Source organism: Xanthobacter oligotrophicus (assembly GCF_008364685.1).
Lineage (GTDB): Bacteria > Pseudomonadota > Alphaproteobacteria > Rhizobiales > Xanthobacteraceae > Xanthobacter > Xanthobacter oligotrophicus.
In genome coordinates this window covers 34543-58869 of record NZ_VTTL01000004.1, presented here as the reverse complement: position 1 = coordinate 58869, position 24327 = coordinate 34543, and the positions used below count along the sequence as shown (strand labels likewise).

General features: G+C 69.1%; 22 protein-coding genes. 11 read left to right on the top strand and 11 right to left on the bottom strand.

What is annotated here, in order from left to right; genetic code table 11:
* Window positions 1-26: 26 nt before the first annotated feature.
* The 5 genes from FZ033_RS07250 to FZ033_RS07230 all read left to right on the top strand — a co-directional run bounded on the left by FZ033_RS07250 (window position 27) and on the right by FZ033_RS07230 (window position 4249).
* Entirely contained in the window at window positions 27-1043 is a 1017-nt protein-coding gene (locus FZ033_RS07250) for a sulfate ABC transporter substrate-binding protein (protein ID WP_149575495.1), read from the top strand.
* Between the two features lie 99 nt (window positions 1044-1142).
* Window positions 1143-1997, top strand: coding sequence for a sulfate ABC transporter permease subunit CysT (gene cysT / locus FZ033_RS07245; RefSeq protein ID WP_149575494.1), 855 nt, complete (start codon window positions 1143-1145; stop codon window positions 1995-1997).
* On the top strand, window positions 1994-2917 hold the full coding sequence (cysW, locus tag FZ033_RS07240) for a sulfate ABC transporter permease subunit CysW (protein WP_149575493.1): 924 nt from the start codon (window positions 1994-1996) through the stop codon (window positions 2915-2917). The genes cysT and cysW overlap by 4 nt, the downstream gene beginning before the upstream one ends.
* Window positions 2914-3966, top strand: coding sequence for a sulfate/molybdate ABC transporter ATP-binding protein (locus FZ033_RS07235; protein WP_149575492.1), 1053 nt, complete (start codon window positions 2914-2916; stop codon window positions 3964-3966). Before cysW ends, FZ033_RS07235 begins: the two co-directional genes overlap by 4 nt.
* A gap of 94 nt (window positions 3967-4060) precedes the next feature.
* Window positions 4061-4249 (top strand): hypothetical protein, encoded by a 189-nt coding sequence (locus FZ033_RS07230; RefSeq protein ID WP_149575491.1) that lies wholly within the window; start codon window positions 4061-4063, stop codon window positions 4247-4249.
* A gap of 141 nt (window positions 4250-4390) precedes the next feature.
* Here the strand turns inward: FZ033_RS07230 and FZ033_RS07225 are convergent, their stop codons facing one another.
* Entirely contained in the window at window positions 4391-5398 is a 1008-nt protein-coding gene (locus tag FZ033_RS07225) for a DMT family transporter (protein WP_149575490.1), read from the bottom strand.
* Window positions 5399-5747: 349 nt separating this feature from the next.
* Window positions 5748-6794, bottom strand: coding sequence for a GTP 3',8-cyclase MoaA (gene moaA, locus FZ033_RS07220; RefSeq protein ID WP_149575793.1), 1047 nt, complete (start codon window positions 6792-6794; stop codon window positions 5748-5750).
* Window positions 6795-7023: 229 nt separating this feature from the next.
* Between moaA and FZ033_RS07215 the strand changes: the two genes are divergently transcribed.
* Window positions 7024-7398: a gamma-butyrobetaine hydroxylase-like domain-containing protein gene (locus FZ033_RS07215; RefSeq protein ID WP_149575489.1), complete on the top strand. Its 375-nt coding sequence runs from the start codon at window positions 7024-7026 to the stop codon at window positions 7396-7398.
* Between the two features lie 112 nt (window positions 7399-7510).
* Window positions 7511-8239: a DUF1223 domain-containing protein gene (locus FZ033_RS07210; protein ID WP_149575488.1), complete on the top strand. Its 729-nt coding sequence runs from the start codon at window positions 7511-7513 to the stop codon at window positions 8237-8239.
* Window positions 8240-8313: 74 nt separating this feature from the next.
* Here the strand turns inward: FZ033_RS07210 and FZ033_RS07205 are convergent, their stop codons facing one another.
* The 3 genes from FZ033_RS07205 to FZ033_RS07195 form a co-directional block, all read right to left on the bottom strand.
* On the bottom strand, window positions 8314-9501 hold the full coding sequence (locus FZ033_RS07205) for an acetyl-CoA acetyltransferase (protein ID WP_149575487.1): 1188 nt from the start codon (window positions 9499-9501) through the stop codon (window positions 8314-8316).
* Between the two features lie 66 nt (window positions 9502-9567).
* Window positions 9568-11265, bottom strand: coding sequence for a formate--tetrahydrofolate ligase (locus tag FZ033_RS07200; protein ID WP_149575486.1), 1698 nt, complete (start codon window positions 11263-11265; stop codon window positions 9568-9570).
* A 297-nt stretch (window positions 11266-11562) separates the two neighbouring features.
* Window positions 11563-13302: a tetratricopeptide repeat protein gene (locus FZ033_RS07195; RefSeq protein ID WP_149575485.1), complete on the bottom strand. Its 1740-nt coding sequence runs from the start codon at window positions 13300-13302 to the stop codon at window positions 11563-11565.
* Window positions 13303-13525: 223 nt separating this feature from the next.
* On the opposite strand from FZ033_RS07195, the gene FZ033_RS07190 reads away from it, so the two are divergent.
* Entirely contained in the window at window positions 13526-14407 is an 882-nt protein-coding gene (locus tag FZ033_RS07190) for a 4-(cytidine 5'-diphospho)-2-C-methyl-D-erythritol kinase (RefSeq protein WP_149575484.1), read from the top strand.
* 14 nt (window positions 14408-14421) lie between these two features.
* Window positions 14422-14742, top strand: a complete 321-nt coding sequence (locus tag FZ033_RS07185) for a YnfA family protein (RefSeq protein ID WP_149575483.1) — start codon at window positions 14422-14424, stop codon at window positions 14740-14742.
* A gap of 3 nt (window positions 14743-14745) precedes the next feature.
* Here FZ033_RS07185 and FZ033_RS07180 read toward each other — a convergent pair whose 3' ends face one another.
* The 5 genes from FZ033_RS07180 to FZ033_RS07160 form a co-directional block, all read right to left on the bottom strand.
* A complete protein-coding gene (locus FZ033_RS07180; protein WP_188079365.1) occupies window positions 14746-17535 on the bottom strand; it encodes a DUF2339 domain-containing protein in 2790 nt (929 codons plus the stop codon).
* Between the two features lie 210 nt (window positions 17536-17745).
* The gene (locus FZ033_RS07175; protein ID WP_149575481.1) at window positions 17746-19455 is read right to left on the bottom strand and encodes an NAD+ synthase; all 1710 of its coding nucleotides are present in this window, start codon (window positions 19453-19455) and stop codon (window positions 17746-17748) included.
* Between the two features lie 123 nt (window positions 19456-19578).
* Complete coding sequence (locus tag FZ033_RS07170) at window positions 19579-20466, bottom strand: S49 family peptidase (RefSeq protein WP_149575480.1); 888 nt, start codon at window positions 20464-20466, stop codon at window positions 19579-19581.
* A gap of 61 nt (window positions 20467-20527) precedes the next feature.
* Window positions 20528-21313: a tRNA1(Val) (adenine(37)-N6)-methyltransferase gene (locus FZ033_RS07165; RefSeq protein WP_149575479.1), complete on the bottom strand. Its 786-nt coding sequence runs from the start codon at window positions 21311-21313 to the stop codon at window positions 20528-20530.
* Complete coding sequence (locus FZ033_RS07160) at window positions 21303-21530, bottom strand: putative signal transducing protein (protein WP_149575478.1); 228 nt, start codon at window positions 21528-21530, stop codon at window positions 21303-21305. Before FZ033_RS07160 ends, FZ033_RS07165 begins: the two co-directional genes overlap by 11 nt.
* 126 nt (window positions 21531-21656) lie before the next feature.
* Here FZ033_RS07160 and FZ033_RS07155 point away from each other — a divergent pair, with 126 nt between their 5' ends.
* Window positions 21657-22664 (top strand): polyprenyl synthetase family protein, encoded by a 1008-nt coding sequence (locus FZ033_RS07155; RefSeq protein WP_149575477.1) that lies wholly within the window; start codon window positions 21657-21659, stop codon window positions 22662-22664.
* A 119-nt stretch (window positions 22665-22783) separates the two neighbouring features.
* On the opposite strand, the gene FZ033_RS07150 is transcribed toward FZ033_RS07155, so the two are convergent.
* Window positions 22784-23209: a DoxX family protein gene (locus FZ033_RS07150; protein ID WP_149575476.1), complete on the bottom strand. Its 426-nt coding sequence runs from the start codon at window positions 23207-23209 to the stop codon at window positions 22784-22786.
* A 170-nt stretch (window positions 23210-23379) separates the two neighbouring features.
* Here FZ033_RS07150 and FZ033_RS07145 point away from each other — a divergent pair, with 170 nt between their 5' ends.
* A complete protein-coding gene (locus tag FZ033_RS07145; RefSeq protein ID WP_149575475.1) occupies window positions 23380-24318 on the top strand; it encodes a LysR family transcriptional regulator in 939 nt (312 codons plus the stop codon).
* Window positions 24319-24327: the final 9 nt, after the last annotated feature.

Genomic DNA, 24327 nt, shown 5'->3' with positions numbered 1-24327 from the left:
CGGATGAACTTCGCTGGAGGTCCTCCATGTCGTCTCGTCGCTCTTTCCTGCGCAGTTCCCTTGGGGCTGTCACGGCGCTGGCCCTGTCGGCCGGCGTGGCTGCCGCCGCCGAAACCACGCTGCTGAACGTGTCCTACGACCCGACCCGCGAGCTCTATGTGGAAGTGAACAAGGCCTTCGCCGCCGAGTGGGCCAAGGCGCATCCGGGCGACACGGTGAACATCCGCCAGTCCCACGGCGGCTCGGGCAAGCAGGCGCGCTCGGTCATCGACGGGCTCGAGGCGGACGTGGTGACGCTGGCGCTGGCCTACGACATCGACGCCATCGCCGAGCGCGGCCAGCTAGCGACCGACTGGCAGAAGCGCCTGCCCGACAACGCCTCGCCCTACACCTCCACCATCGTGTTCCTGGTGCGCAAGGGCAATCCCAAGGGCATCAAGGACTGGGACGACCTGGTTAAGCCCGGCATCAAGGTGGTGACCCCCAATCCCAAGACCTCCGGCGGCGCCCGCTGGAACTATCTCGGCGCCTGGGGCTATGCGCTCAAGAAGAGCGGCGGCGACGAGGCTAAGGCCAAGGAGTTCGTGAAGGCCCTCTTCAAGAACGCCCCGGTCCTCGACACCGGCGCCCGCGGCTCCACCGTCACCTTCGTGGAGCGCGGCATCGGCGACGTGCTGATCGCCTGGGAGAACGAGGCCTACCTCTCGGTCAACGAGCTCGGCCCCGACAAGTTCGACATCATCACCCCCTCCGTCTCCATCCTCGCCGAGCCCCCGGTGGCCGTGGTGGACAAGGTGGTGGACAAGAAAGGCACCCGCGCCGCCGCCGAGGCCTACCTGAAGTTCCTCTACAGGCCCGAGGGCCAGGAGATCGCGGCCAAGAACTACTACCGTCCGCGCAACGAGGCCGTGGCGGCCAAGTTCAAGGACAAGTTCGCGCCCGTGGAGCTGTTCACCATCGATCAGGTGTTCGGCGGCTGGCAGAAGGCGCAGAAGACCCACTTCGCCGATGGCGGCGTGTTCGACCAGATCACCGGCAACTGATCCGTTTCCTGACATCCTCGCGGCCGCCGCCCCCTCCCGGGCGGCGGCCGTTTTCGGGACTTGAGAGACGCGACCTTCGACAGAGTTTATAATTTACCCATGAGCGCCTCTTCGTCCCGCAACGCCTTCCGGCAGCAGAGCGTCATCCCCGGCTTCGGCCTCACCATGGGGCTGACGCTCACTTGGCTTGGCCTCATCGTGCTGCTGCCCCTGTCGGCCCTGTTCATCAAGACCAGCGAACTCACCTTCGACCGCTTCATCGCCATCATCACCGCCGCCCGCACCCTGCATGCCTTGCAGGTGTCGTTCGGGCTGGCGCTGGTGGCGGCGCTGGTGAACGTGGTGTTCGGCGCCATCGTGGTGTGGGTGCTGGTGCGCTACGAATTTCCCTTCAAGAAGGTGGTGGACGCCCTCATCGACATCCCCTTCGCCTTGCCCACCGCCGTGGCAGGCATCGCGCTCACCGCGCTCTATGCCGAGAACGGATGGGTCGGCTCCCTGCTGGCGCCGCTCGGGATCCAGGTTTCGTTCACGCCGCTGGGCATCGTGGTGGCCCTCGTCTTCATCGGCCTGCCGTTCGTGGTGCGCACCGTGCAGCCCGTGCTCGCGGACCTCGACCAGGAACTGGAGGAAGCCGCCGCCAGCCTCGGCGCCACCCGCACCCAGACCCTCGTCAAGGTGGTGCTGCCCTCCATCTGGCCGGCGCTGCTCACGGGCTTCGCCCTCGCCTTCGCGCGGGCGGTGGGCGAATACGGCTCGGTCATCTTCATCGCCGGCAACCTGCCAGGCGTGTCGGAGATCGCGCCGCTGCTCATCGTGATCCGGCTGGAGGAGTTCCGCTATGCGGACGCCACCGCCATAGCCACGGTGATGCTCGTGGCCTCCTTCCTCCTGCTGCTCGTCATCAACCGCCTGCAGCGCTGGGCGGAGCTGCGGGGGAGCCGCAACGCATGAGCACGCTCGGCCACCCCGCCCAGACCACAATCCACGGCGCCAGCGAGGGCCTGCCCTCGGCGCTGGAGCAAGCCCACGCCTATGCTCATCACGGCAGCCGGCCGGTGCGCACCGAACCGCGCGCCGTGCGCATCGCCCTCATCCTGGTGGCGCTGGCCTTTCTCGGGCTGTTCATCGGCCTGCCCCTGGTCAGCGTCTTCTATGAGGCGTTCCGGCGCGGCTGGGCGGCCTATGTGGCCGCCATCATCGAGCCCGATGCCCTCGCCGCCATCCGCCTCACCCTCATCGTCGCGGCGATCTCGGTGACGGCGAACCTGCTGTTCGGGCTGGTCGCCTCCTGGGCCATCGCCAAGTTCGAGTTTCCGGGCAAGAGCCTGCTCATTACCCTCATCGACCTGCCCTTCTCCGTGTCGCCGGTGGTGGCCGGCCTCGTCTTCGTGCTGCTGTTCGGCTCCCAGGGCCTGTTCGCCGCCTATCTGCAGGCGTGGGACATCAAGATCATCTTCGCCCTGCCGGGCATTGTGCTGGCCACCATCTTCGTCACCTTCCCGTTCGTGGCGCGCGAGCTGATCCCGCTGATGCAGGAGCAGGGGACTTCCGAGGAAGAGGCCGCCATCTCGCTCGGGGCGTCGGGCCTCTCCACCTTCTTCCGCGTCACCCTGCCCAACGTGAAATGGGCGCTGCTCTACGGTGTGTTGCTCTCCAACGCCCGCGCCATGGGCGAATTCGGGGCGGTCTCGGTGGTGTCCGGCCATGTGCGCGGGCTGACCAACACCATGCCGCTGCACATCGAGATCCTTTATAACGAGTACCAGTTCGTCGCCTCCTTCGCGGTGGCGTCGCTGCTGGCCCTGCTGGCGCTGGTGACCCTCATCGCCAAGACCATCCTGGAACACCGCCTCGCCGAGGAAGACAGATGACCATCGACGTGGTTGGCGTCACCAAGCGCTTCAAGACCTTCACCGCCCTCGACCATGTGAACCTCACCATCCATTCGGGTGAGCTGGTGGCTCTGCTCGGCCCCTCCGGCTCCGGCAAGACCACGCTCCTGCGCATCATCGCCGGCCTCGAATGGCCGGACACGGGCGAGGTGCGCTTCGACGGAGAGGACGCACTGTCGCGCTCCGTGCGCGAGCGCAACGTGGGCTTCGTGTTCCAGCACTACGCCTTGTTCCGGCATATGAACGTGTTCGAGAACGTGGCCTTCGGCCTGCGGGTGCGGCGCGGCGCCGACAAGCTGCCGGAAGCCGCCATCCGCGAGAAGGTCAACGAGTTGCTCTCCCTGGTGCAGATCGACTGGCTGGCCGAGCGCTATCCGGCCCAGCTGTCCGGCGGCCAGCGCCAGCGCGTGGCGCTGGCGCGCGCACTCGCCATCTCGCCGCGCGTGCTGCTGCTGGACGAGCCCTTCGGCGCCCTCGACGCCAAGGTGCGCAAGGAATTGCGGCGCTGGCTGCGCCACCTGCACGAGGAACTCCCGGTCACCTCCGTTCTCGTCACCCACGACCAGGAAGAGGCGTTGGAACTCGCCGACCGGGTGGTGGTGATGGGTCACGGCAGGATCGAGCAGGTGGGCTCCCCCGCCGAGGTCTATGACCATCCCGCCACCGCCTTCGTGCACGATTTCATCGGCGAGACCATCGCTTTGCCCGGCGAGGTGCGCGGCGGCGCGCTCTATTTCGGCACCCAGGCGCTGGGCCTCGATCCGCAGGGAGTGGCCGACGGTCCGGCGCGCATCCTCGCCCGCCCGCATGACGTGGACCTCGCCGATCCCGGCACCACGCCCTTCGCCGGCAAGGTGCTGGCGGTGCGCACCTTCGGCCCCACCCGCCGCGCCGATGTGGAACTGACCAGCACCGGCGGCCCGGTGGTGGTCGAAGCCGCCGTGCCCCATGGCCAGATCCTGGAGCCAGGCACCCAGGTGGGCCTCCTGCCCCGCCGCTACCGGGTCTTCTCCCAGCCCGCGCGGTGAGACGAGGCGGGAAGGCGGGCGACGATTTTTCGCCATGGGCGTATGATGAGAATGCCTCAGGCTGTCCGTCCCGGAGGCCTGAAGGGAGAACGTCGTGCCCCCGCTCCTCGTCGTCGCGCTGGGCGCCTTCGGCGCCGCCGCTGTGGTCAAGGTGATCGTCGCCGAAACGCGCCGCATTAACGCGGCGCTCGATCGCCGTCGTGCCGCCAGCACGAATGAGATGAAGACCGTGCCGCTGGAGCGCGACCCGGTCACCGGCGACTACCGTCCCAAACAGAACTGAAGGCCCGAGCCGAGCTGGCTCCGCGCGCCAAGCCGGGCTGCCCGCCGAAAGTCGCTCGCAATCACATCCACGCGGGCACGTTCCCGGCGGCTCTTGAGAAGCCTCATCCGGCGACGGTCAGGACCGCACCCGGCGGGCTCATCAATCGCGGGCGGGCGCGCAGGCGGCGGCGGGCCGGCAGCCGGGCACCGTGGCGCCAAGCCCCGGAGTGGCGGCGCGGCGAGCGGCGCGGCTCTTCTCGTGCTCGCGGTGCACGGCATAGAGGCCCGCGCCCACCACCAGCACCATGCCCACCGTGGTCCAGGCATCCGGCAGATCGCCGAAGACGAAATAGCCCGACACCAGCGCCCCGAACACCAGCAGGTAGCGCAGGGGCGAGACCGAGGCCACCGGTGCGTTGCGGAAGGCGAAGACGAGCAGCAGCGTGCCGCCGGCAAAGGCAACGCCCGAGGCGACGATATAGGCTACCACCGCCACCGAAGGCAGCTTCCAGCTTTCCCAGGCCATGAAAACGGCGGCGGTGGCGCACAGCACCAGCGTGCCGGAAAAGCCCACCACCGTGCCCGGAATCTCCCGGCCGATGCCGCGCGTCGATACGTCCCGGATGGCGCCAAACAGAGCGGCCAGCAGGGGCAGGATGGCGATGGCTTCGAAGGTGGCCGGATCCGGCCGGGTCACGATCACCGCGCCGCAGAAGCCGACCACGATGGCGCACCAGCTGCGCCAGCCCACCTTTTCGCCCAACATGGGCACGGCCAGTGCCGTAGTGATGAGCGGCGTCGCCATGTAGATGGTGGTGGAGGAGGCGATGGCCATTACCGCCAGCGCAGCCACATAGACGAAGGTGGTCAGCGTATCGAGGGTGGAGCGCATCACCACGCGGGGGTGAAATGCGTAGCGCAGGGCCGGAAGGTCGCCCGCACGCACGATCAGCCCGAACAGTACGATTCCGGCCAGGAACGAACGCAGGCCCAGCGCCTCCCCGAGCGGGATCTCCCGGATGGAGAGCTTGAGGAACGTATCGTTGGTGACGAAGAGCGCCATGGACAGGGCCATGGCGAGCAGCCCCTTCGCCGTGGACGACATGGCCGGCTTTGCCGCCGCAGGGCCGGCTGCGGTCGCCTTGGCCGATTGAGGGAGACGGCTCATGCCCTGCGCTCCACCGGACAACCGGCGAAGGAGAGGACAGGCGTTGCGGCAATGAAGCTGTCGCCGACGCGCAGGCGCGCGGCAGCCCGGGGCAGGCTCACGATCGACCTCTTGGGGTTTGCTCCCACGGCGCGAACTTCCTGTCCGCACCTCATCGATTAGTTGAACCAGATGTAGCTGATTTCAGGTAAATCGCGCCTTGCGGAATCCCAAGGGCTCGCGCTCGAGCCCTTCGCGCGCCGCATGCCGCCGCCACCTCACCGCCGCATTTCACCTTCGCGCCGGCACAGGACGTTAGCGGGAAACCTCCTAGCTCCGGGCGAAGGCAGGGCGCCGGGCGCAGTAAGCTTCAGCCGCCGGTGGTGCTCATGTGGCGGCTCACGGCTGGCTGGCGCGTGCGACGGTCGATGACGAAATCGTGGCCCTTGGGCTTGCGGAAGATGGCCTCGTCGATGGCCTGCTGCAGCACGGCGTCGTCCTTCGAGGCCCGCAGCGGCGCGCGCAGATCCGCGGCGTCGTCCTGGCCGAGGCACATGTAGAGGGTGCCGGTGCAGGTGACTCGCACGCGGTTGCAGCCCTCGCAGAAATTGTGGGTCATGGGAGTGATGAAGCCGAGCCGCCCGCCGGTCTCCTTCACCTGCACGTAGCGGGCCGGGCCGCCGGTGCGATAGTCGATGTCGGTGAGGGTGAAGCGCTCTTCCAGCCGCGCGCGCACGTCGGAGAGCGGCAGATACTGGTCCACACGCTCCTCGCCCACCTCGCCCAGCGGCATCACCTCGATGAGGGAGAGGTCGTGCCCCTCGCCGTGGGCCCATTCCATCATGGACGCGATCTCGTGCTCGTTCACGTCCTTGAGCGCCACCGCGTTGATCTTCACCTTGAGCCCGGCCGCGCTGGCGGCCTTGACGCCCTCCAGCACCTTGGAGAGCTCACCCCAGCGGGTGATGGCGCGGAACTTGGCCACGTCCAGCGTATCAATGGAGACATTGATGCGCTTCACCCCGCAGGCGGCGAGGTCGGCCGCGTGGCGGGCGAGCTGGGAGCCGTTGGTGGTCAGCGTCAGTTCCTCGAGCTGCCCGGTTTCCATGTGGCGGGACAGGCTGCGGAACAGGGTCATCACGTCCCGGCGCACCAGCGGCTCGCCGCCGGTGAGACGCAGCTTGCGCACCCCGCGCAGCACAAAGGCGCTGCACAGGCGGTCCAGCTCTTCCAGGCTGAGCAGGTCCTGCTTGGGCAGGAAGGTCATGTGCTCGGCCATGCAATAGACGCAGCGGAAATCGCAGCGGTCGGTCACGGAGACGCGCAGATAGGTGACGGCGCGGCCGAACGTATCCACCAACGGTCCGGCCTGAGCCGCCGCTGCCACGCTTGGCCGGTCGATCAGATCCCTCGGCACGTCACTCACGAGACCACTCCCCACATCCACCCTGCGCCGCCTCTCCTGCCGGCTTCTTGCCGATCTCGAAGGCCCGCTCCCGCCGGCCTCCCTGTTTCCAAAGAGGCTGCGGCAGTGCGCGGACTTCGGCGCACGCTCTATATATCGTATGCAAGCAACCCATGGATAGGGTCGGGTCCGGTACACATTGCGGTGTGGCCCCGCCCGAGCATGCGATTGGAGAACGAAAATGCCCACAGCGACTGCCCCCGCCGCGGCATGGCCCACCGAGTTGCGCGTGGTGAATGACCGGCACGCCCTCGCCGTCACCTTCGATGATGGCAAGAGCTTCACCCTGCCGGCGGAATACCTGCGCGTGGAAAGCCCCTCCGCCGAGGTGCAGGGCCACAATCCGGACGAGAAGATCCTCATCGCCGGCAAGCGCAACGTGCGCATCGCGCAGGTGGAGCCGGTGGGCAATTACGCGGTGCGGCTCATCTTCGACGATGGCCATTCCACCGGCCTCTACACCTGGCCGCTGCTCCACGCCTATGGCGCCGAGCAGGAAGAGAAGTTCGGCGCCTATCTCAAGGCGCTTGAGGAGAACGGCCTGTCGCGAGGGTAAGGCACGCACGATGACGTGAGAGTGTAACCGGGCACGGGCGTCGGCCGAAGCGCTCAAGGAGCGCGTTCGGCCGTGTCGCGGCGAATGGCGCCTCGCTCCGGAGAACTGCCCGATGCCCGCACCGACACGCTCCTCTCCACGCGCACGCCTGATGCACGCCACCGCCCTCATGGTGGCGCTTGCGACTGCCGCCGTAATACCGGCCGTCGCCGCTCCGCAGAACCAGCGTCTCACCGTAGTGGAGCTGTTCACCAGCCAGGGCTGCTCCTCCTGCCCGCCGGCGGACGCCAACCTCGTCGCCCTCAGCCGGCGTCCGGATGTGCTGGCCCTCAGCTTCAGCGTGACTTATTGGGACCATCTCGGCTGGCGCGACACCTTCGGCAAGCCGGAATTCACGAAACGCCAATATGCCTACGAACCGCAATTGGGCGAGCGCGGGCCGTTCACGCCGCAGATGGTGGTGAACGGTCGCATCAGCCGCGTCGGCTTCAACCTGGCGGAGATCGAGCGGACCATTTCAGCCGCCGCGCCCTTGAGCGGACCGGACATCGCGCTCGGGCCAAGGGAGGTGTCCATCGACCGGGGAGCGGCGCCGCCGGCCGAGGCCGACATCTGGCTCGTGGCCTATGATCCGAACGTGGTGGAGGTGCCCGTGCGGCGCGGCGAGAATTCCGGCCGCACCTTGCCCCACGTGCGCGTTGTGCACCGGCTGGAACGCCTCGGCGGCTGGGACGGCAAGCCCCTCCACATCGCCCGGAGCGAGACGCCGTCGGGCCTTCTCACAGCGGTCCTCGTCCAGCTTCCGTCCGGCGGCCCGATCCTGTCGGCGGTGACGGAATGAGCCACACGCCGGGCAGGGCTGGAAGCGGCCGAAGCCGCCCCCGGCGGGATAAGGGGACCGTCGGCCCCCTGCCCTCACTTCACCCGTTCGAGGACGGAGACGTAGTTGGCTACGGCGGCACCACCCATGTTGAAGATGCCGGCCATCTTGGCGTCGGCGATCTGCATGTCGCCGGCCTCGCCCATGAGCTGCATGGCGCAGAGCACATGCATGGACACGCCGGTGGCGCCGATGGGATGGCCCTTGGACTTCAGCCCGCCCGAGGCGTTCACCGGCAGCTTGCCGGTCTTCTGCGTCCAGCCCTCGCGCACCGCCCTGTAGCCCTCACCGGGGGCTGTGAGGCCCATGGCCTCGTACTCGATCAGCTCGGCGATGGTGAAGCAGTCGTGGGTCTCCACCAGGTCGAGGTCATCGAGGCTGATGCCGCCCTGCTCCAGCGCCTTCAGCCAGGCGCGGCGGGCGCCCTCGAAGGCGATGGGATCGCGTCGCGACAACGGCAGGATGTCATTGGCGTGGGCGCGGGCGCGGAAGGCGACGGCGCGCTGCAGGGTCTGCGCCACGTCGGGCGAGGCGATCACCAGCGCCGCGGCGCCGTCCGACACCAGCGAGCAGTCGGTGCGACGCAGCGGGCCGGCCACATAGGGGTTCTTCTCGGAAATGGTGTTGCAGAACTCGAAGCCGAAATCCTTGCGCATCTGGGCGTAGGGATTGGAAACACCGTTCTTGTGGTTCTTGGCGGCGATGCGCGCCAGTTCCTCGGAGCGGTCGCCGTAGCGCTGGAAATAGGCCTGCGCGATGCGCCCGAACACGCCGGCGAAGCCGCCGTCGATGTCGGCTTCTTCCTTGCGGTACGAGGCGTTGAGCAGGATGTCACCCACCTCGGCGGTGGGCTTGGCGGTCATCTTTTCAGCCCCCACCACGAGGGCGATGCGGCCCTGCCCGCTCTCGATATAGTTCAGAGCCGAGTGGATGGCCGCCGATCCGGTGGCGCAGGCATTCTCCACCCGCACCGCCGGGGTATGGGCCAGCTCCGGCACGCTCAGGGCCGGCATGGCGCCCTGGAAATCCTGCTTCTGGAAGCCGGCGTTGAACACGCCCACGTGGATGGAATCCACATCCGAGGGGGCAAGGCCCGCATGCTCGATGGCGGCGCCCGCGACGCGGCCCATCAGCGCCTCGGTGTCGGCATCCTCAAGCTTGCCGAACGGCGAATGGGCCCAGCCCACGATGGCGGCCTTGGTCTCCAGATCTCCTAAAGGCATGTCGTTCTCCCGGCGGCGTGACACCGCGTTGTGTTGGTCTTGGTTGAGATAGGTGCGCGGCCTGCCTTATGACAGGCCCGCGATAAAGCCATCCGGCATCACGAAAATCTGCTCGGCGGCAGGGGCCGAGGGCAGGCCCGGCATGGTCATGATGTCCCCCGCCAGCGCCACCACGAAGCCGGCGCCGGCGGACAGGCGCACCTCGCGCACCGGCAGCACATGGCCTTCCGGGGCGTTGCGCGCCGCCGGATCGGCCGAAAAGGAATATTGCGTCTTCGCCATGCACACCGGCAAGTCTCCGAAGCCCGCGATTTCGTATTCATGCAGCTTGCGGGCGGCGGCGGGGGCGATGTCCACGCGGGCGGCGCGGTAGATCTCGCGGGCGATGGTCTCGATCTTCCGGGTGAGCGGAAGCTGGTCGGGATAGAGGGTGTGGAAGGTGGAGGGACGGGCCACCAGCTCCAGCACCTCGCGGGCGAGGTCTTCAGCCCCCGCACCGCCTTTCGCCCAATGGCCGCAGACATGGACGCCCACGCCCAGGGGCGCCAGGGCGGCGCGCACGGCCTCGGTCTCCTCATGCGTGTCGGAGGTGAAATGGTTCAATGCCACCACCACCGGCAAGCCGAACTTCTCCAGGTTCTCCACATGTCGCTTCAGGTTGGCGCAGCCGCGCGTGACCGCATGCGGATCCGGCGTTCCCAGCTCCTTGAGCGAGACGCCGCCATGCATTTTCAGCGCCCGCACGGTGGCCACCACCACCGCGGCGGAGGGCGCAAGGCCCGCCTGCCGGCACTTGATGTCCAGAAACTTCTCCGCCCCGAGATCGGCGCCGAAACCGGCCTCGGTCACCACCACGTCGGCAAGGCCGAGGGCGGCCTTCGTGGCCATCACCGAATTACATCCATGGGCGATGTTGGCGAACGGGCCGCCATGGACGAAGGCGGGAGTGCCCTCCATGGTCTGCACCAGGTTGGGCTGGAAGGCATCGCGCAGCAGCGCCACCATGGCGCCGATGCCGCCGAGCTCCTCCGCGCTCACCAGCCGGCGCCCCCGGGTCTGGCCGATGACCATCCGGGACAGGCGCTCCTCCAGGTCGGCGAGATCGGTGGCGAGGCACAGGATGGCCATGACCTCGCTGGCGACCGTGATGTCGAAGCCGTCCTCGCGGGGGAAGCCGTTGCCGGGACCGCCGAGCCCCACCGTGACGTGGCGCAGCGCCCGGTCGTTCAGGTCCATCACCCGCCGCCAGCTGATGCGCCTTGCGTCGAGGTCGAGGCCGTTGCCCCAGTGGATGTGATTGTCGATGAGCGCCGACAGCAGGTTATGCGCGGCGGTGATGGCGTGCAGGTCGCCGGTGAAATGCAGGTTGATGTCCTGCATGGGGACGATCTGCGCCCACCCCCCGCCGGTGGCCCCGCCCTTGGCACCGAACACCGGGCCGAGGGAGGGCTCGCGCAGGCACACGGCGGCCTTGGTGCCGAGCCGGGCCAGCGCATCGCCGAGGCCGATGGTGGTGGTGGTCTTGCCCTCCCCCGCCGGGGTCGGGTTGATGGCGGTGACAAGCACCAGGTGCCCGCGCGGCCGGGATTCGATCTCGGTGATGAAATCCAGCGCCACCTTGGCCTTGTAGGGTCCATAGCGGTAGAGCGCATCCGCCGGGATCCCCAGGGCGTCCGCCACCTCGGCGATGGGCCGGGGCGTCACGCTGGCGGCGATGGCGGCGTCGGATGAGGGATCGAGCGGGCGGGCGGTTCTCTCGTGCATGCATCAGTCCCTGGGCGGCGGCGACCCTATCGGGTCCCGCCACGCGAGGGAAGCATGGGCGCGGCAAAAATGCTGTGCCCGGACGGGAGGGAAAGCCCCATGCTGCGGCTCACCGGGGCAAGGCTCCAGGAGCCCGGCCAAGTTTCAGCACGGGTCCAGCGCATGGACCCCGCGCATGGGTCCATCACAGGCCTCCGGCAGGCCCCGGCACACCGACTTCCGGCCTGCTGCGCAGGAGTCTCGTGCTGGGTCCCGGCGCGCATTCCGCTCACGCTGCATGCGTCCGGGACACGCGCCTCAGCCGCCCTTCTGGGTGTCCTCGGCCTTGCGCACGGGGGCCGGCTGGTCCACCGCGTCGAGGCCCTTGTCGATCTTCTGCACGATCTTGGTCAGGTCGTCCGGCTCGGGCTTCAGGTCGCGGGCGTGGGCCCACTGGAAGCCCGCCTCCAGCTTGCGGCCCACCTTCCAGTAGGCATCGCCCAGATGGTCGTTGATGACCGGATCCTGCGGCATCAGCTCGATGGCGCGCTCAAGCTGCACCACCGCCTCGTCGTAGCGGCCGAGGCGGTAATAGGCCCAGCCCAGGCTGTCCACGATGGGGCCGTCGTCGGGCCGCAGCTTCGCCGCCTTGCGGATCATCTCGACGCCCTGGTCGAGGTTGATGCCCTGGTCCACCCAGCTGTAGCCCAGATAGTTGAGCACGTGGGGCTGGTCCGGGTTCAACTCCAGCGCCTTCTTCAGGTCGGCTTCCGCCGCCGGCCAGTTCTTCGAGCGCTCGTTGCAGATGCCGCGGAAATAGAACAGCGCCCAATTGCCCTTGGTGGGCTGGGGAATGAGGGCGAGGGCCTTGGAATAGGTCGCGGCGCATTCGGCGAACATCTTGCGGGACTGCTGGATCTTGCCCAGCGCCACGATGGCCTCGATGTCCTTGGGATCGGCCGCGATCATCTTGTCCAGATGGGCGCGGGCCTCCTTGTACTTGTCGGCGGCGTCGAGGTTGACGGCCAGCTGGACCTCGGCGTTGCGCTTCAGCGGCGAGCTGTCCGGCACGCTCTCATAGACCTCGATGGCCTTGGAGGGCTGCTTCAGCTGCTCGTAGAGATCGGCGAGCGTCAGGCTGGCGAAGGGGTGCTCGGGATAGAGCCAGATGGCGAGCTGCAGATAGACGAGGGCGAGGTCCTCGCCGCCCTGCCGGCCCACGGTGGAACCGAGGCCGTAGAGCACCTCGGAGGAGCCCTCCTGCGCCGTCTTGACCAGCGGCGGCAGGGCCTTGCCCGCCTTCAGGTCGCGGATGGCCGCCATCACGATGGGGTGGTTGGGCAGCTGCTTCTCGAAGCTGGCATAGGCGGCCAGCGCCGCGTCGATGCTCTCGTTGCGCGAGGCCCAGCGGGCATAGGCGTCGATGGCGCGCAGCGAGCCGGGATCGATCTTCATCGCCTGCTCGAGGCGCTTGCCCGCTTCCTTCTTCTGCCCGGCGGCATCGAGGATCAGGCCGGCGTGCAGCTCCTTGAGAGGCACGTACCAGTCGGGGCCTTCCAGCCGGTCGATGAGCTCCACCGCGCCCTTGGTGTTGCCGGAGCCGTAGAAGGTCCAGGCGGCCAGCAGCGTGGCGGTGAGATCGCCGATGGGGCCGCGCACGGACAGGGCGAGGTTGGTGCGGGCGGTCTGGTAATGGGCCTTCTTGATGGCGCGCACGGAAAGCGCCAGGCGGGCGATGCGGTGAGTGCGGTCCGCCTTCACCATCCGGTCGGCGAGCTTCATGGCGTCGTCGATGTCGCCATCCATGAGCATGGCGAAGAAGGTGCGCTCGACGATCTCGTCATTGCGCGCATCGAGCTTCATCAGGTTGCGCAGGTAGGTCACCGCCGCATCCGAATCGCGCTCGGAGCTGGCGAGCCGCGCGGCGAGATAATTGCCGGCCAGCGAGGTATCGACGTCGGGGACCGCTTCGGCGCGGGCCGGGCTCGCCGCGAGATGGAGCACCGCAGCAAAGCCGGCCGCGAGGGCCAGGGAGAAAAAGGGGCGTGCAGTCGTCACCGATCGTATGTCCTGAAAAAGCCCCCGGCCGGTTGAACGCCAGAGATACGGGTGAAGGATCCAAGCGGGGCGAGATGGCGCGAGGATGGCGGCTTTCCTGTGACACCGCAAGTTACGTGCGCGTAATGCCGCGGAAGCGATACCGCAGGGTGGTGGTGCGGTGCGGGAGACGGGCTCGCGCACGGGCGTGACGGCCCAGCCCGATCTGCTATAAGCCCGCCCCATGGAACTGATGCGCGCGCGCGCCCCGGCGAAGATCAACCTGACGTTGCGCATCGAAGGCCGTCGCACCGATGGCTTTCACGATCTCGCGAGCCTCGTGGCCTTTGCCGGCGCCGGCGACCTCGTCTTCCTTCATCCCGATGCGCCGCTGGCGCTGGAGGTGTCCGGCCCCACCGCCGCCGCCGCCGGCCCTGACGACGACAATCTGGTGCTGCGCGCCGCCCGTGCCTTTACGGAACGGGTGCCCGGCGCGCGGCTCGGCCGTTTCGTGCTGGAAAAGCGGCTGCCGGTGGCGGCGGGGCTGGGGGGCGGCTCGTCCGATGCCGCCGCCGCGCTGCGCCTGCTCGCCGGCCTCAACGGGCTGGCGCTGGACGATCCGCGCCTGTTTGCCGCCGCCCGCGCCACCGGATCGGACGTGCCGGTGTGCCTTGATCCGCGGGCGCGGCTGATGCGCGGGGTCGGCGATGTTCTGTCCGCCCCGCTGGCGCTGCCGCCCTTGTCGGCGGTGCTGATCAATTGCCGGGTCGCCGTGCCCACCGCCGGCGTGTTCCGGGCGCTGGGCCTTCAGCCGGGCGCGACGCTCGCCGGTCCGGAACACCCGGACGCCCCGCCGGAGGCAACGGCGGGGGATACGGCCGCCCTGCGCGCGTTCCTTTCCGGCCTGCCCAATGATCTGGAGCCGCCGGCCCTGGCGCTGGCCCCTGAGATTGGCCGGGCCATGGCGCTGCTGGCCGAAGCTCCCGAGGCGCGCCTCGTGCGCATGTCCGGCTCCGGCGCCACGGTGTTCGCGCTCACCGACAGCTGCCGCGCCGCCGCCGCGCTGGCACGGCGCGTGCTTGCGCAACAGCCCGGCTGGTGGGTGAAACCCACCGTTCTCCGATAGGGCTGAACGCCACCATGACGCTGCCCGCCTTCCTGCTCGCCGCCCTCGGCGAAATCGCCGGCTGCTTCGCCTTCTGGCATGTGGTGCGGCTCGGCGGCTCGCCGTGGTGGCTGCTGATGGGTATCGCCAGCCTTGCCGCCTTCGCCTATGCCCTCACCTTCGTGGAGGCAGAGGCCGCCGGGCGGGCATTCGCGGCCTATGGCGGCATCTATATCCTTTCGTCGCTGGTCTGGATGTGGACCGTGGAAGGCGTGCGCCCCGACCACTGGGACGCCACCGGCGCGGCCTTGTGCCTCGCCGGGGCCGCGGTCATCGTCTTCGGCCCGCGCGGCTGAGGCTCAGAAAGGCCCCTGCCCGCGTGGTGCGTCATTCTGTGGCGCGGCCTTCTCGCGGGCGAGCAGGCGCTGGTAGACCCAGCCCATGGCCACCAGCACCACGCCGAGGCCGATGAAGGAGACCGCGCGCAGCACGCCCTCCAGATCCGCCATGTCGGAAAGGAACACCTTCAGCACGGTCAGCACCATCACCGCCGCCGAGGCGAGGCGCAGGATGCGCGATCCCCGCCACAGGCCGATGCCGAGCAGCACCATGCCGGACACCAGCCACGCCGCCGAATAGGCGTACCACTCGGCCGAGCTGATCTGGTCGGGATCGAGCACGTCGCCCTGGAACAGGCGGCTCACCTCGAAGGTGATGTAGGCCAGCGCCAGTACGATGGCGAGGCCGCCCGCCGCCAGCTTCACCCGGGGGCGCGCCTCCGGCTGCACCCCGGCGAAGACCAGCGCAAGCACCGCCGGCAGCGCGAAGGCGACGAGCAGGTCGTTGAACAGCACCCCGCCGACGCTCTCGCCGGTGGCGAACGGGTTGTTCTCGCCGAGGCCGTTGAGGGCGCACAGCGCCGCGATCGCCGCGACGAGGTCCGAGAACAGCCGGTAGAAGCTGCGCCCTGTGATGGTGGCAAGGCGCGACAGGCCCACCGCATAGGCACCGTAGATGGTGGCGAGCAGCCCGGTCTCGAACAGGCGGGTGCCGCTGGCATAGATGTCGCCGCCGTGGGCGAGGTGGCGCACTTGCGTTGCCGCCAGCATCACCGCGAACAGCAGCGCCAGGCTCTCGTGCACCCGGCGGCTCCAGTCGTCACCGGTCTTGGCGAGCAGGAAGGCGGCGCCGGCGAAGGCGAAGGCCGGCACCCCATAGCCCCACAGCAGCCAGTTGAAGATGGGCGTCGCGCCCGGCTCCACGGCGATGGTGGGCAGCCACACGATGCGCCCCAGCACCACCAGCGCGAGCCCGGCGGAGAAGGCGCGCAGCCCCGGCAGCGGCCGCAGGGTCGAGATCCACGCCACGCCCAGCGCCGCCAGCGCGAGGCCCACCGTGAGCCAGCCCTTCTCCAGCGCGAAGGTGAGCGCGAGCGCAAGGGTCACCACCGCGCCGGCGGCGAAGATGGTGCCGCCATAGACGCGGGTGGCGCGCGACAGCCGCTCGGCGGCGAGGGTGAACAGGAAGGCGAGGGCCAGCGCCAGCGCCGCGAACGGCACGCTGCGGTCCAGCTCGGTCAGGCGCGCATAGGCGGCGATCAGCATCAGCACCGGGCCGAGGGTGCCCGTCACCGCCCAGCCGACGAGGACGAGGAACCGCCCACCGCGCCACGCGCCGGCAAGGCCTGCCCCCAGCATCAGCGCGCCCATGCCGAAGGCGTAGACCATGAAGTGGCCGATCGACAGCCGCGCCGGCTCGGGCAGCGCGCCGGCCATGGGTCCGGCGGGGGCCATGGCCGTGCCCGGCAGCGGCGGGAACACCCATTGGGTGAGGATCGCCGGCGCCAGCGCCGCCACCACCAGCGTGGCCAATGTCATGGGCTTCACCCGCCACGCCAGCGCCAGCACGCCCACGGCCGCGAGCACGAAGACCGAGAGCGGCATGGCACCCACCTGCCCGTCCACCGCCGCCACGGCGGTGACGAGCAGAGCGCCCACGGCGCCGAGGATGGAGATCGGCTCCGGCCGTGGGCCGGTATCAGGACCCCAGAACAGGCGGGGCGCCAGCAGCAGGGCGGTCAGCGCCAGCAGCACCAGCCCCAGCGCGCCCGAGGCGCTCACCGCCTGCGGCACGGCGAACACCACCAAAGTGAGGCCCCACGCCACCACGCCGATGATGGCAATGTAGGCCAGCCACGCCCAGCCACGCACCCGCGCCACGGCGAGCGCACTCGCCGCCACCGCCGCGATCAGCAAGGCCACGCCCCAGGCATTGGGGTCCTTCGAGGTGATGAGGAAGGGCGTCACCGCCGCGCCGATGAAGCCCAGCGCCGCCAGCGCCGGGCCATGCAGCAAGGCGGCCAGCAGGGTGGCGACGCCGCAGGCCGCCAGCAGCAGGAAGGCGGCCTGCGGTGGAATGAGATGGTACAGCTCATAGGCGGCATAGATGCTGCCGAAGGCGGTCATGGTGCCGGCGGCGGTGAGGATGCTCGGCACGTCGGGCACGCGCCCGAGACCGGCAAAGGGGCCGGCGGACGGCGCCAAGGGCGGCTCGGCCGGCTCTTCCCCGCGGGCGCGACGGCGCAGCACTTCGCCCCCCGCAAGCAGCGCGACCGCCAGCAGCAGCCCGAGCCCCACCCGCATGGCCGGGCCGATGAGGTCCTGCTCCACGGCGAAGCGCACCAGGAACACCCCGCCCAGCGCGAGGGCGAGGCCGCCCACCCACACCGTCCAGCGCGCGCCCACCTTCTCCTCGAACCCGGCGAAGCGCTCCTTGAGCTGGCCGGAGTCAAAGCCCGGACGCGGCGGGACCGGCGGCACGGCGTCCTCGGGCTGCGATGGCGTCGACAGGGACGGCGGCCGCGTCACGTCATGCAGGGCCGGCGGCAGGGCGGGTTCAGGCGGCGGGGCGACCTGTTCCGGCGGCCGGGGCGCGAAGGGCGCCAGCGTGACCGGGCCTGAGGGAATCGGGGCGGCGGCGGGCGGCGTCTCGGGAACGAGGCCGAAGGCCTGCGCCTCCAGCGCGGCGACCCTGGCCTCCAGCACGCGGATGCGGCCCCGATGCTTGAGGACGAGAACGAAGGCCACCAGCGTCATCACCGGAAAGGCGAGAACCACCAGAATGAGAAGAGCCCATTCATCCATCGCCATGCACCCGTCTGCTGCCACGCCGGCCTTGGGCCGACTCCGCGCGGGAAACGCGCACGTCTCCCCCACCGGCATCGGGGTGTAGCGCAGCGCCCGGCGCAACGCTAGCTGAGCCACGTTAAGTGCTCAATTCTTATAATGATTTTGCTCTTCGCCGTGGCGGTAGCATGGACACGCCGGCGGACGGTGCCGGCCGGCGCTGTCCTTATCGCCTCACCCCTCGCGGAAGCGGTTGGTGATGGGATAGCGCCGGTCGCGGCCGAAGTTGCGGCCCGTCACCTTCACCCCCGGCGCCGCCTGCCGGCGCTTGTATTCGGCGATGTTCAAAAGCCGCTCCACCCGCGTCACGGTGGCAGCGTCGAAGCCGTCGGCGATGATCTGGGCCACCGAATGCTCGCGCTCCACCAGCCGTTCGAGGATGGCATCCAGCACCGCGTAGGGCGGCAGGGAATCCTCGTCCTTCTGGTTGTCGCGCAGTTCGGCAGTGGGCGGCTTGTCGATGAGGCTGTCGGGGATGACGATGCCGTTCGGCCCCAGTGCGTCCGCTGGCTTCCAGCGGTTGCGCAGGCGCGACAGGCGGGTGACCTGGGTCTTGTAGAGGTCCTTGATGGGATTGTAGCCACCGTTCATGTCGCCATAGAGGGTGGCGTAGCCGGTGGACATCTCGGACTTGTTGCCGGTGGTCACCACCATGGCGCCGAACTTGTTGGACACCGACATGAGCAGCGCACCGCGCACGCGGGACTGGAGGTTCTCCTCCGTCACGTCGCGCTGGGTGTCCTTGAACAGGGGCGCGAGCGCTGTTTCCATGCCCTCCACCCCGGCGGCGATGGGCACGATGTCGTAACGCACGCCCAGGGCCTGCGCCACGGCGGCCGCATCCGACAGGCTGTCGCCGGACGTGTAGCGATAGGGCAGCATGATGCAGTGGACGCGCTCCGGCCCCAGGGCATCCACCGCCATGGCGGCGCAGATGGCGCTGTCGATGCCGCCCGAAAGCCCCAGCACCACGCCGGGGAAGCGGTTCTTGTTCACATAGTCCCGCAGGCCCAGCACGCAGGCGGCATAGTCCGCCTCATCGCCCTCGATGCGGTCGGCCAGGTTGGCGCCGAGGCACTTCCAGCCGTTCTCGAAGCGCTGCCACTTGGAGATGCGCACGCGCTCCATGAAGCCGGGAAACTGCAGGGCGAGGAAGCGGTCGGGATTGAGGGCGAAGGAGGCGCCGTCGAACACCAGCTCGTCCTGCCCGCCCACCTGGTTCACATAGAGCAGCGGCAGGTGGCTCTCCACCACGCGGGCCACCGCCACGTTCTCGCGCTCGGCATAGACGTTCTGGCGATAGGGCGACCCGTTGGGCACGATGAGGAGTTCCGCGCCGGTCTCAGCGAGACATTCCACCACGTCCGCGCCCCAGATGTCCTCGCAGACCGGCACGCCCAGGCGCACCCCCTTGAACGGGATCGGCCCCGGCAGCGGGCCGGGCGTGAACACGCGCTTCTCGTCGAACACGCCGTAATTGGGCAGGTCCACCTTGTGGCGAACGGCGGAGATGCCGCCGTTTTCCAGCAGCAGCACCGAATTGTAGAGCTTGCCCTCCTCCACCCAGGGCGCGCCGATGAGCATGGCCGGGCCGTCCGCGGTCTCGGCGGCCAGCATCTCGATGGCGGCGCGGCAGGCCTGCTGGAACGCCGGCTTCAGCACCAGGTCCTCAGGCGGATAGCCGGCGATGAACAGCTCGGGGAAGACCACGAGGTCCGCCCCCGCATCTTTCGCACTGGCACAGGTGCGGCGGGCAAGGTCCAGGTTGCCGGCCACATCGCCCACGATGGGGTTGAGCTGGGCGACAGCGATGAACAGGGTGTCGACGGGAGCGTCGGTCTCGGGGGCGCCGGGCGCTGTGCCGGTAGGGAGGACGGTGGTCATGGAATCGGATTTAACCCCAGCTGCGAAGGGGGGAAAGGGCAAGAAAAGGGCAGGCGCGAAATCTGCCTCATCCGGCGCCATCGCAGCACCCCGGAGGGGCTGCCGCGCGGCGTTTTTCGTCGATCACAGGCCGAGCCGCGACCACAGGGCGCGCTCCTCCACCGCCGCCAGGGCGCCTTCCGCCGCCTGACCGGCGAGCGTTCCCGCCAGGGCAGCGCCAAAGCCACCCGCGCGGCGGGGGATGAGGCCGGAGGATGACTGCACCAGCGGCAGCCGCACCTCCTCGCCATAGCGCGCCTTCAGGATGGAGCGCACGTCGCCCAGCCCATCCACGAGGCCGAGGCCCGCCGCCTGGGTGCCGAGCCAGAACTCGCCGGAGAACAGGCTCTCGTCGTCGGCCGGCAGCGCGTCGCCGCGCCGCGAGCGCACGAGGTCCACGAACACGGTGTGGAGTTCCTTCAAGAGCACGTCGAGCCGCTCCACGTCCTCCGGCCGGGTGGGACGGAAGGGGTCGAGGGTCACCTTGCGCTCGCCGGCGGTGAAGACCCGCCGCTCGACGCCCAGCTTCTCGATGGCCTTGTCGAAGCCGAATCCCGCCGTCACCACGCCGATGGAGCCGACGATGGAGCAGGGATCGGCGAAGATCTCGTCCGCCGCGCAGGCGATCATGTAGCCGCCGGACGCCGCCGCATCCTCCACGAAGGCGAAGACGTGCTTCTCCTTCTCCTCCGCCAGCGCGCGGATGCGCCGGAAGATCAGGTGCGACTGCACCGGTGAACCGCCCGGCGAATTGATGAGCAGCGCCACCGCCGGTGCCGATTTCACGGCGAAGGCCTTGTCCAGTGCCTGCGCGGTGCCGGCCAGCGACAGGCTGCGCGCAAACGGCGTCGTCTGCATGCCGATGGCGCCGGAGAGCCGCACCACCGGCACCACCGGCAGGTCCCGGCGCCACTTCTTGGGGAGGATGCCGCTGACGCGGCGCGAAAGGGAAGAGAGGAAGCTGTCGGCCATGGTCCAGATGTAGGGCGCGCAGGTGACGCACTCAAGGCGGAGGGAGCAAGGGCGAACAGGTTCAGGGCTGGGCGAGACCGGACTGCACGAGACCTTCCCCCTGTCGCAGCACCGCATCGGCGGCGGCGGTGGGGGTGCCGTCCGCATCAGTGAGGACAAGGCCCGGCAGCAGCGCCGGCGGCGTCCGGCGCCCCTTCACCGCGCGCACCAGAAGACGCACCGCCGGCCGGTCGGGACGCGGATGCACGGGGAGAATCTCCACCGCGCCGAAACGACCATCGAGCGCCGCAAGAATCGCCGCCAGCGCCTGCGGCCGGTGGATCAGGCAGAGCACGCCCCGTGCCGCGAGGCAGCGGTCGGCGGCGCGCACCCACTCTTCCAGCAGCGCGTCGTCCGCCATGTGGGCGCGGGCGCGGGCCTCGTCGGGGGAGATGCGATGCTGCGCCGTATCGTTGAAGGGGGGATTCGTGAGCACGAGGTCCGCCGCCCCCGCCTGCGGCACCTCGGGCCCCGACGGGCGGCCGAGGCGGGTGACATCGCCCGCCACCACCTCGACCCGCGCGGACAGATCGTTCAGCGCCGCATTGTCCCGCGCCAGATCCGCCAGCTCCGGCGCGATCTCCACCAGCACGGCCTGCGCCTGCGGCACGCGGGTGAGGAAGGCGAGGCCGCAGCTGCCCACCCCGGCGCCGAGATCCACGACGCGGCGGCGATCGGCCGGGGCGAAGGCGGCGAGCAGCAGCGCGTCGTGTCCCACGCGGTGGCCCGTTTTCAGCTGACGCAGCGTCAGTCCGCCGCCGAGAACGCTGTCGGTGGTGTATGCGGGTGGCGCGGTGTCAGTCGCCATCGCGGAGCGCCGCGCCGAAGCCGGCCTCCCGGAGCAGGCGCCGGGCGCGGTCCACATCCTCGTCCACCACCAGCAGGCGGCGGGGCAGGATACCGATGGTGCCTTCCATGACGCTCATATACTGGTCCGCGACCATGTGCCCGATATCGGCCGACACGAACAGCGCCTCGATGGCGCCGATGAGCACCAGATCGTTGGTCCGCACCAGCTCCTGCATCGTATTCCACCCGACCTAGCGGCAATGTGCCCGACCGCGCGACGCGAAGAAAACCGCCCGGCGCTTGCACGGAGCCCGTCAGCATCCCTATGGTGCGCCCCAAAGAATGACAAGCGGGAGCGTTTCTTGGCCCTCGTCCTACCGTTCGAGCCCAACGAGCCGTCCATCGAGGCCCTGGTCGCCCTGGTGAAAGCGGACATGGAACGCGTGAACGCCACCATCCTGGCGCGCACCGGCTCCGACGTGGCGATGATTCCCGAGGTGGCCAACCACCTCATCTCCTCCGGCGGCAAGCGCTTGCGGCCGATGCTGACGCTCGCCTGCGCGTCGCTCTCCGGCTATCGGGGCGACGGGCATGTGAAGCTCGCGGCGTCCGTGGAGTTCATGCACACCGCCACCCTCCTCCACGACGACGTGGTGGACGAGAGCGACATGCGCCGGGGCAAGCTCGCCGCCCGCAAGCTGTGGGGCAACGAGGCCAGCGTGCTGGTGGGCGACTTCCTGCTGGGACAGGCCTTCAAGATGATGGTGGAGGTGGGCTCCATGACCTGCCTCGACATCCTGGCCACCGCCGCCTGCGTCATCGCCGAGGGCGAGGTGATGCAGCTCGCCGCCGCCAAGAACACCGCCACCTCGGAAGACGATTATCTCGCCGTCATCCGCGGCAAGACCGCCGAGCTGTTCGCCGCCGCCTGCGAGGTGGGCGCGGTGCTGGGCCAGCGGCCCAAGGCCGAGCAGGCTGCCTGCCGCTCTTACGGCATGAATCTGGGCATCGCCTTCCAACTGGTGGATGACGCCCTCGACTACGGCGGCAGCCAAGCCAAGCTCGGCAAGAATGTGGGCGACGACTTCCGCGAGGGGAAGATCACCCTGCCGGTGCTGCTCGCCTTCCGCCGCGGCGACGCCACCGAGCGCGCCTTCTGGCAGCGCTGCCTGGAGAAGGGCGAGGGCAACGATGCCGACCTAGCCCAGGCCATCGGCCTGATGACGCGCCACCGCGCCATCGCCGACACGGTGGAGCGGGCGCGCCACTACGGCGCCATCGCCAAGGACGCGCTGGCCCTGTTCCCCAACGGGCAAGCCAAGGACGCGCTGATGGAAGCCGTGGATTTCTGCCTGTCCCGCGCTCACTGATACCATTGGCCTCGGTCGTTGACCGAGGCCAAGTGGCCAAGCCCGTGCGACACGCATCTCGAACAGCAAAAGGCCGGCCCCTTGCGGAGCCGGCCTTTTTCGTGTGTCGCGGAACAGGATCAGGCGAGGGCGCGACGGCCGCCGGGGATGAGGGCGGCGGGCTTCAGCGCATAGGCGCCTTCGCCGGCAAGGGCCACCACCAGGGACGCCACCACGAGGAAGGCGGGATATTCCCAGCCGCCGCCGGTGGTGGAGAACACCCAGCCGTTGGGCAGGTGGTAGTTCAGCGCGCCGAGCATGATGGGGATGAGCAGGATGGCCACCTGGCGGGCATAGACGCCCGAGGCGATGAGCAGGCCGCCGATGATCTCGGCCGCGATGATGGGCAGGGCGAGGGCGGAGGGCAGCCCGATCTTGCCGAGGAAGCCGGCGAAGCCCGGCACGGTGAAGATGAAGACCTTCATGAGCCCGTGCGAGACCCACATGAGGCCGAGGGCGAGACGAAGGATGAAGAGGCCGTAGGGGGCGGTGCGGTTGTCAACCATGGGAGTGATCTCCGGTTTGATGTGGCACCACCTCTAGCTTTCGCACTCCCGCAACGCCATAATCAAGAAATCAAGCTGGAGTTTGCATTCACGCAAATCACATCCTCGCGCGGAGCGAGAGGCAGCGTGAGGCGAATGACCGTAGGGCCAACGAGCGTGTGGGATTGGGAATGATCGCCTGGGACGATTTCCGCCTGGTGCAGGCCATTGCGCAGAGCAGCTCCCTTGCCGGCGCAGCCGAGCAGCTGGGGGTGAACCACTCCACCGTGTTCCGCCGGCTCGGCGCGCTGGAGGAGCAGCTCGGCGCCCGCCTGTTCGAGCGCGCGCGCTCCGGCTACGTGCCCACAGCCACCGGCGAGGAGATGGTGCGCCTCGCCGAGCGCATGGCCGACGAGGTGCTGTCGGTGGAGCGGCGAATCACCGGGCAGGACCTGCGGCCCTCCGGCGAACTGCGCGTGACCACCAACGACACATTGCTGGTGCACATGCTCACGCCCGTTTTCGGCTCGTTCCTCAAGGCTTACCCCGAGATCCGGCTGGACGTGGTCATCTCCAACCAGTCCCTCAGCCTGTCGAAGCGCGACGCGGATATCGCCATCCGCGCCAGCGACCGGCCGGGGGACACGCTGGTGGGCCGGCGGATGGCCTCCATCGCCTGGGCCATCTATGCCCGCGCGGACCTCGCGCCCGCGACCCCGCTCGGCACCGGCGATTTCAGGCGTTACGACTGGATCGGGTTTTCCGACAATCTCGGCGGCATCAAGCCGGCCAAATGGCTGCGCGAGCGGGTGGACGAGGACAAGCTCGTCTATCGCGTCAACACGGTGCTGGGGCTGGCGGAAGCGGCGGCGGAGGGCATCGGGCTCGCGGTGCTGCCCTGCTTCATCGCGGCGGTGACGCCGGACCTCGTCCAGATCGTGCCGCCGCAGCCGGAGATGGAATCCGGCCTGTGGCTGCTCACCCATCCGGACATCAAGGCCACGGCGCGGGTGCGCACTTTCATGGAGCATGCCGGCCGCGAGATCGGCAAGCTGCGCGGCCGCATCGAGGGCCAAGAAACGCCAGTGGACGCAGTGGCGGCCGCGGAGGAAATGCTGGCCGAGGACTGAGCGGCCGGG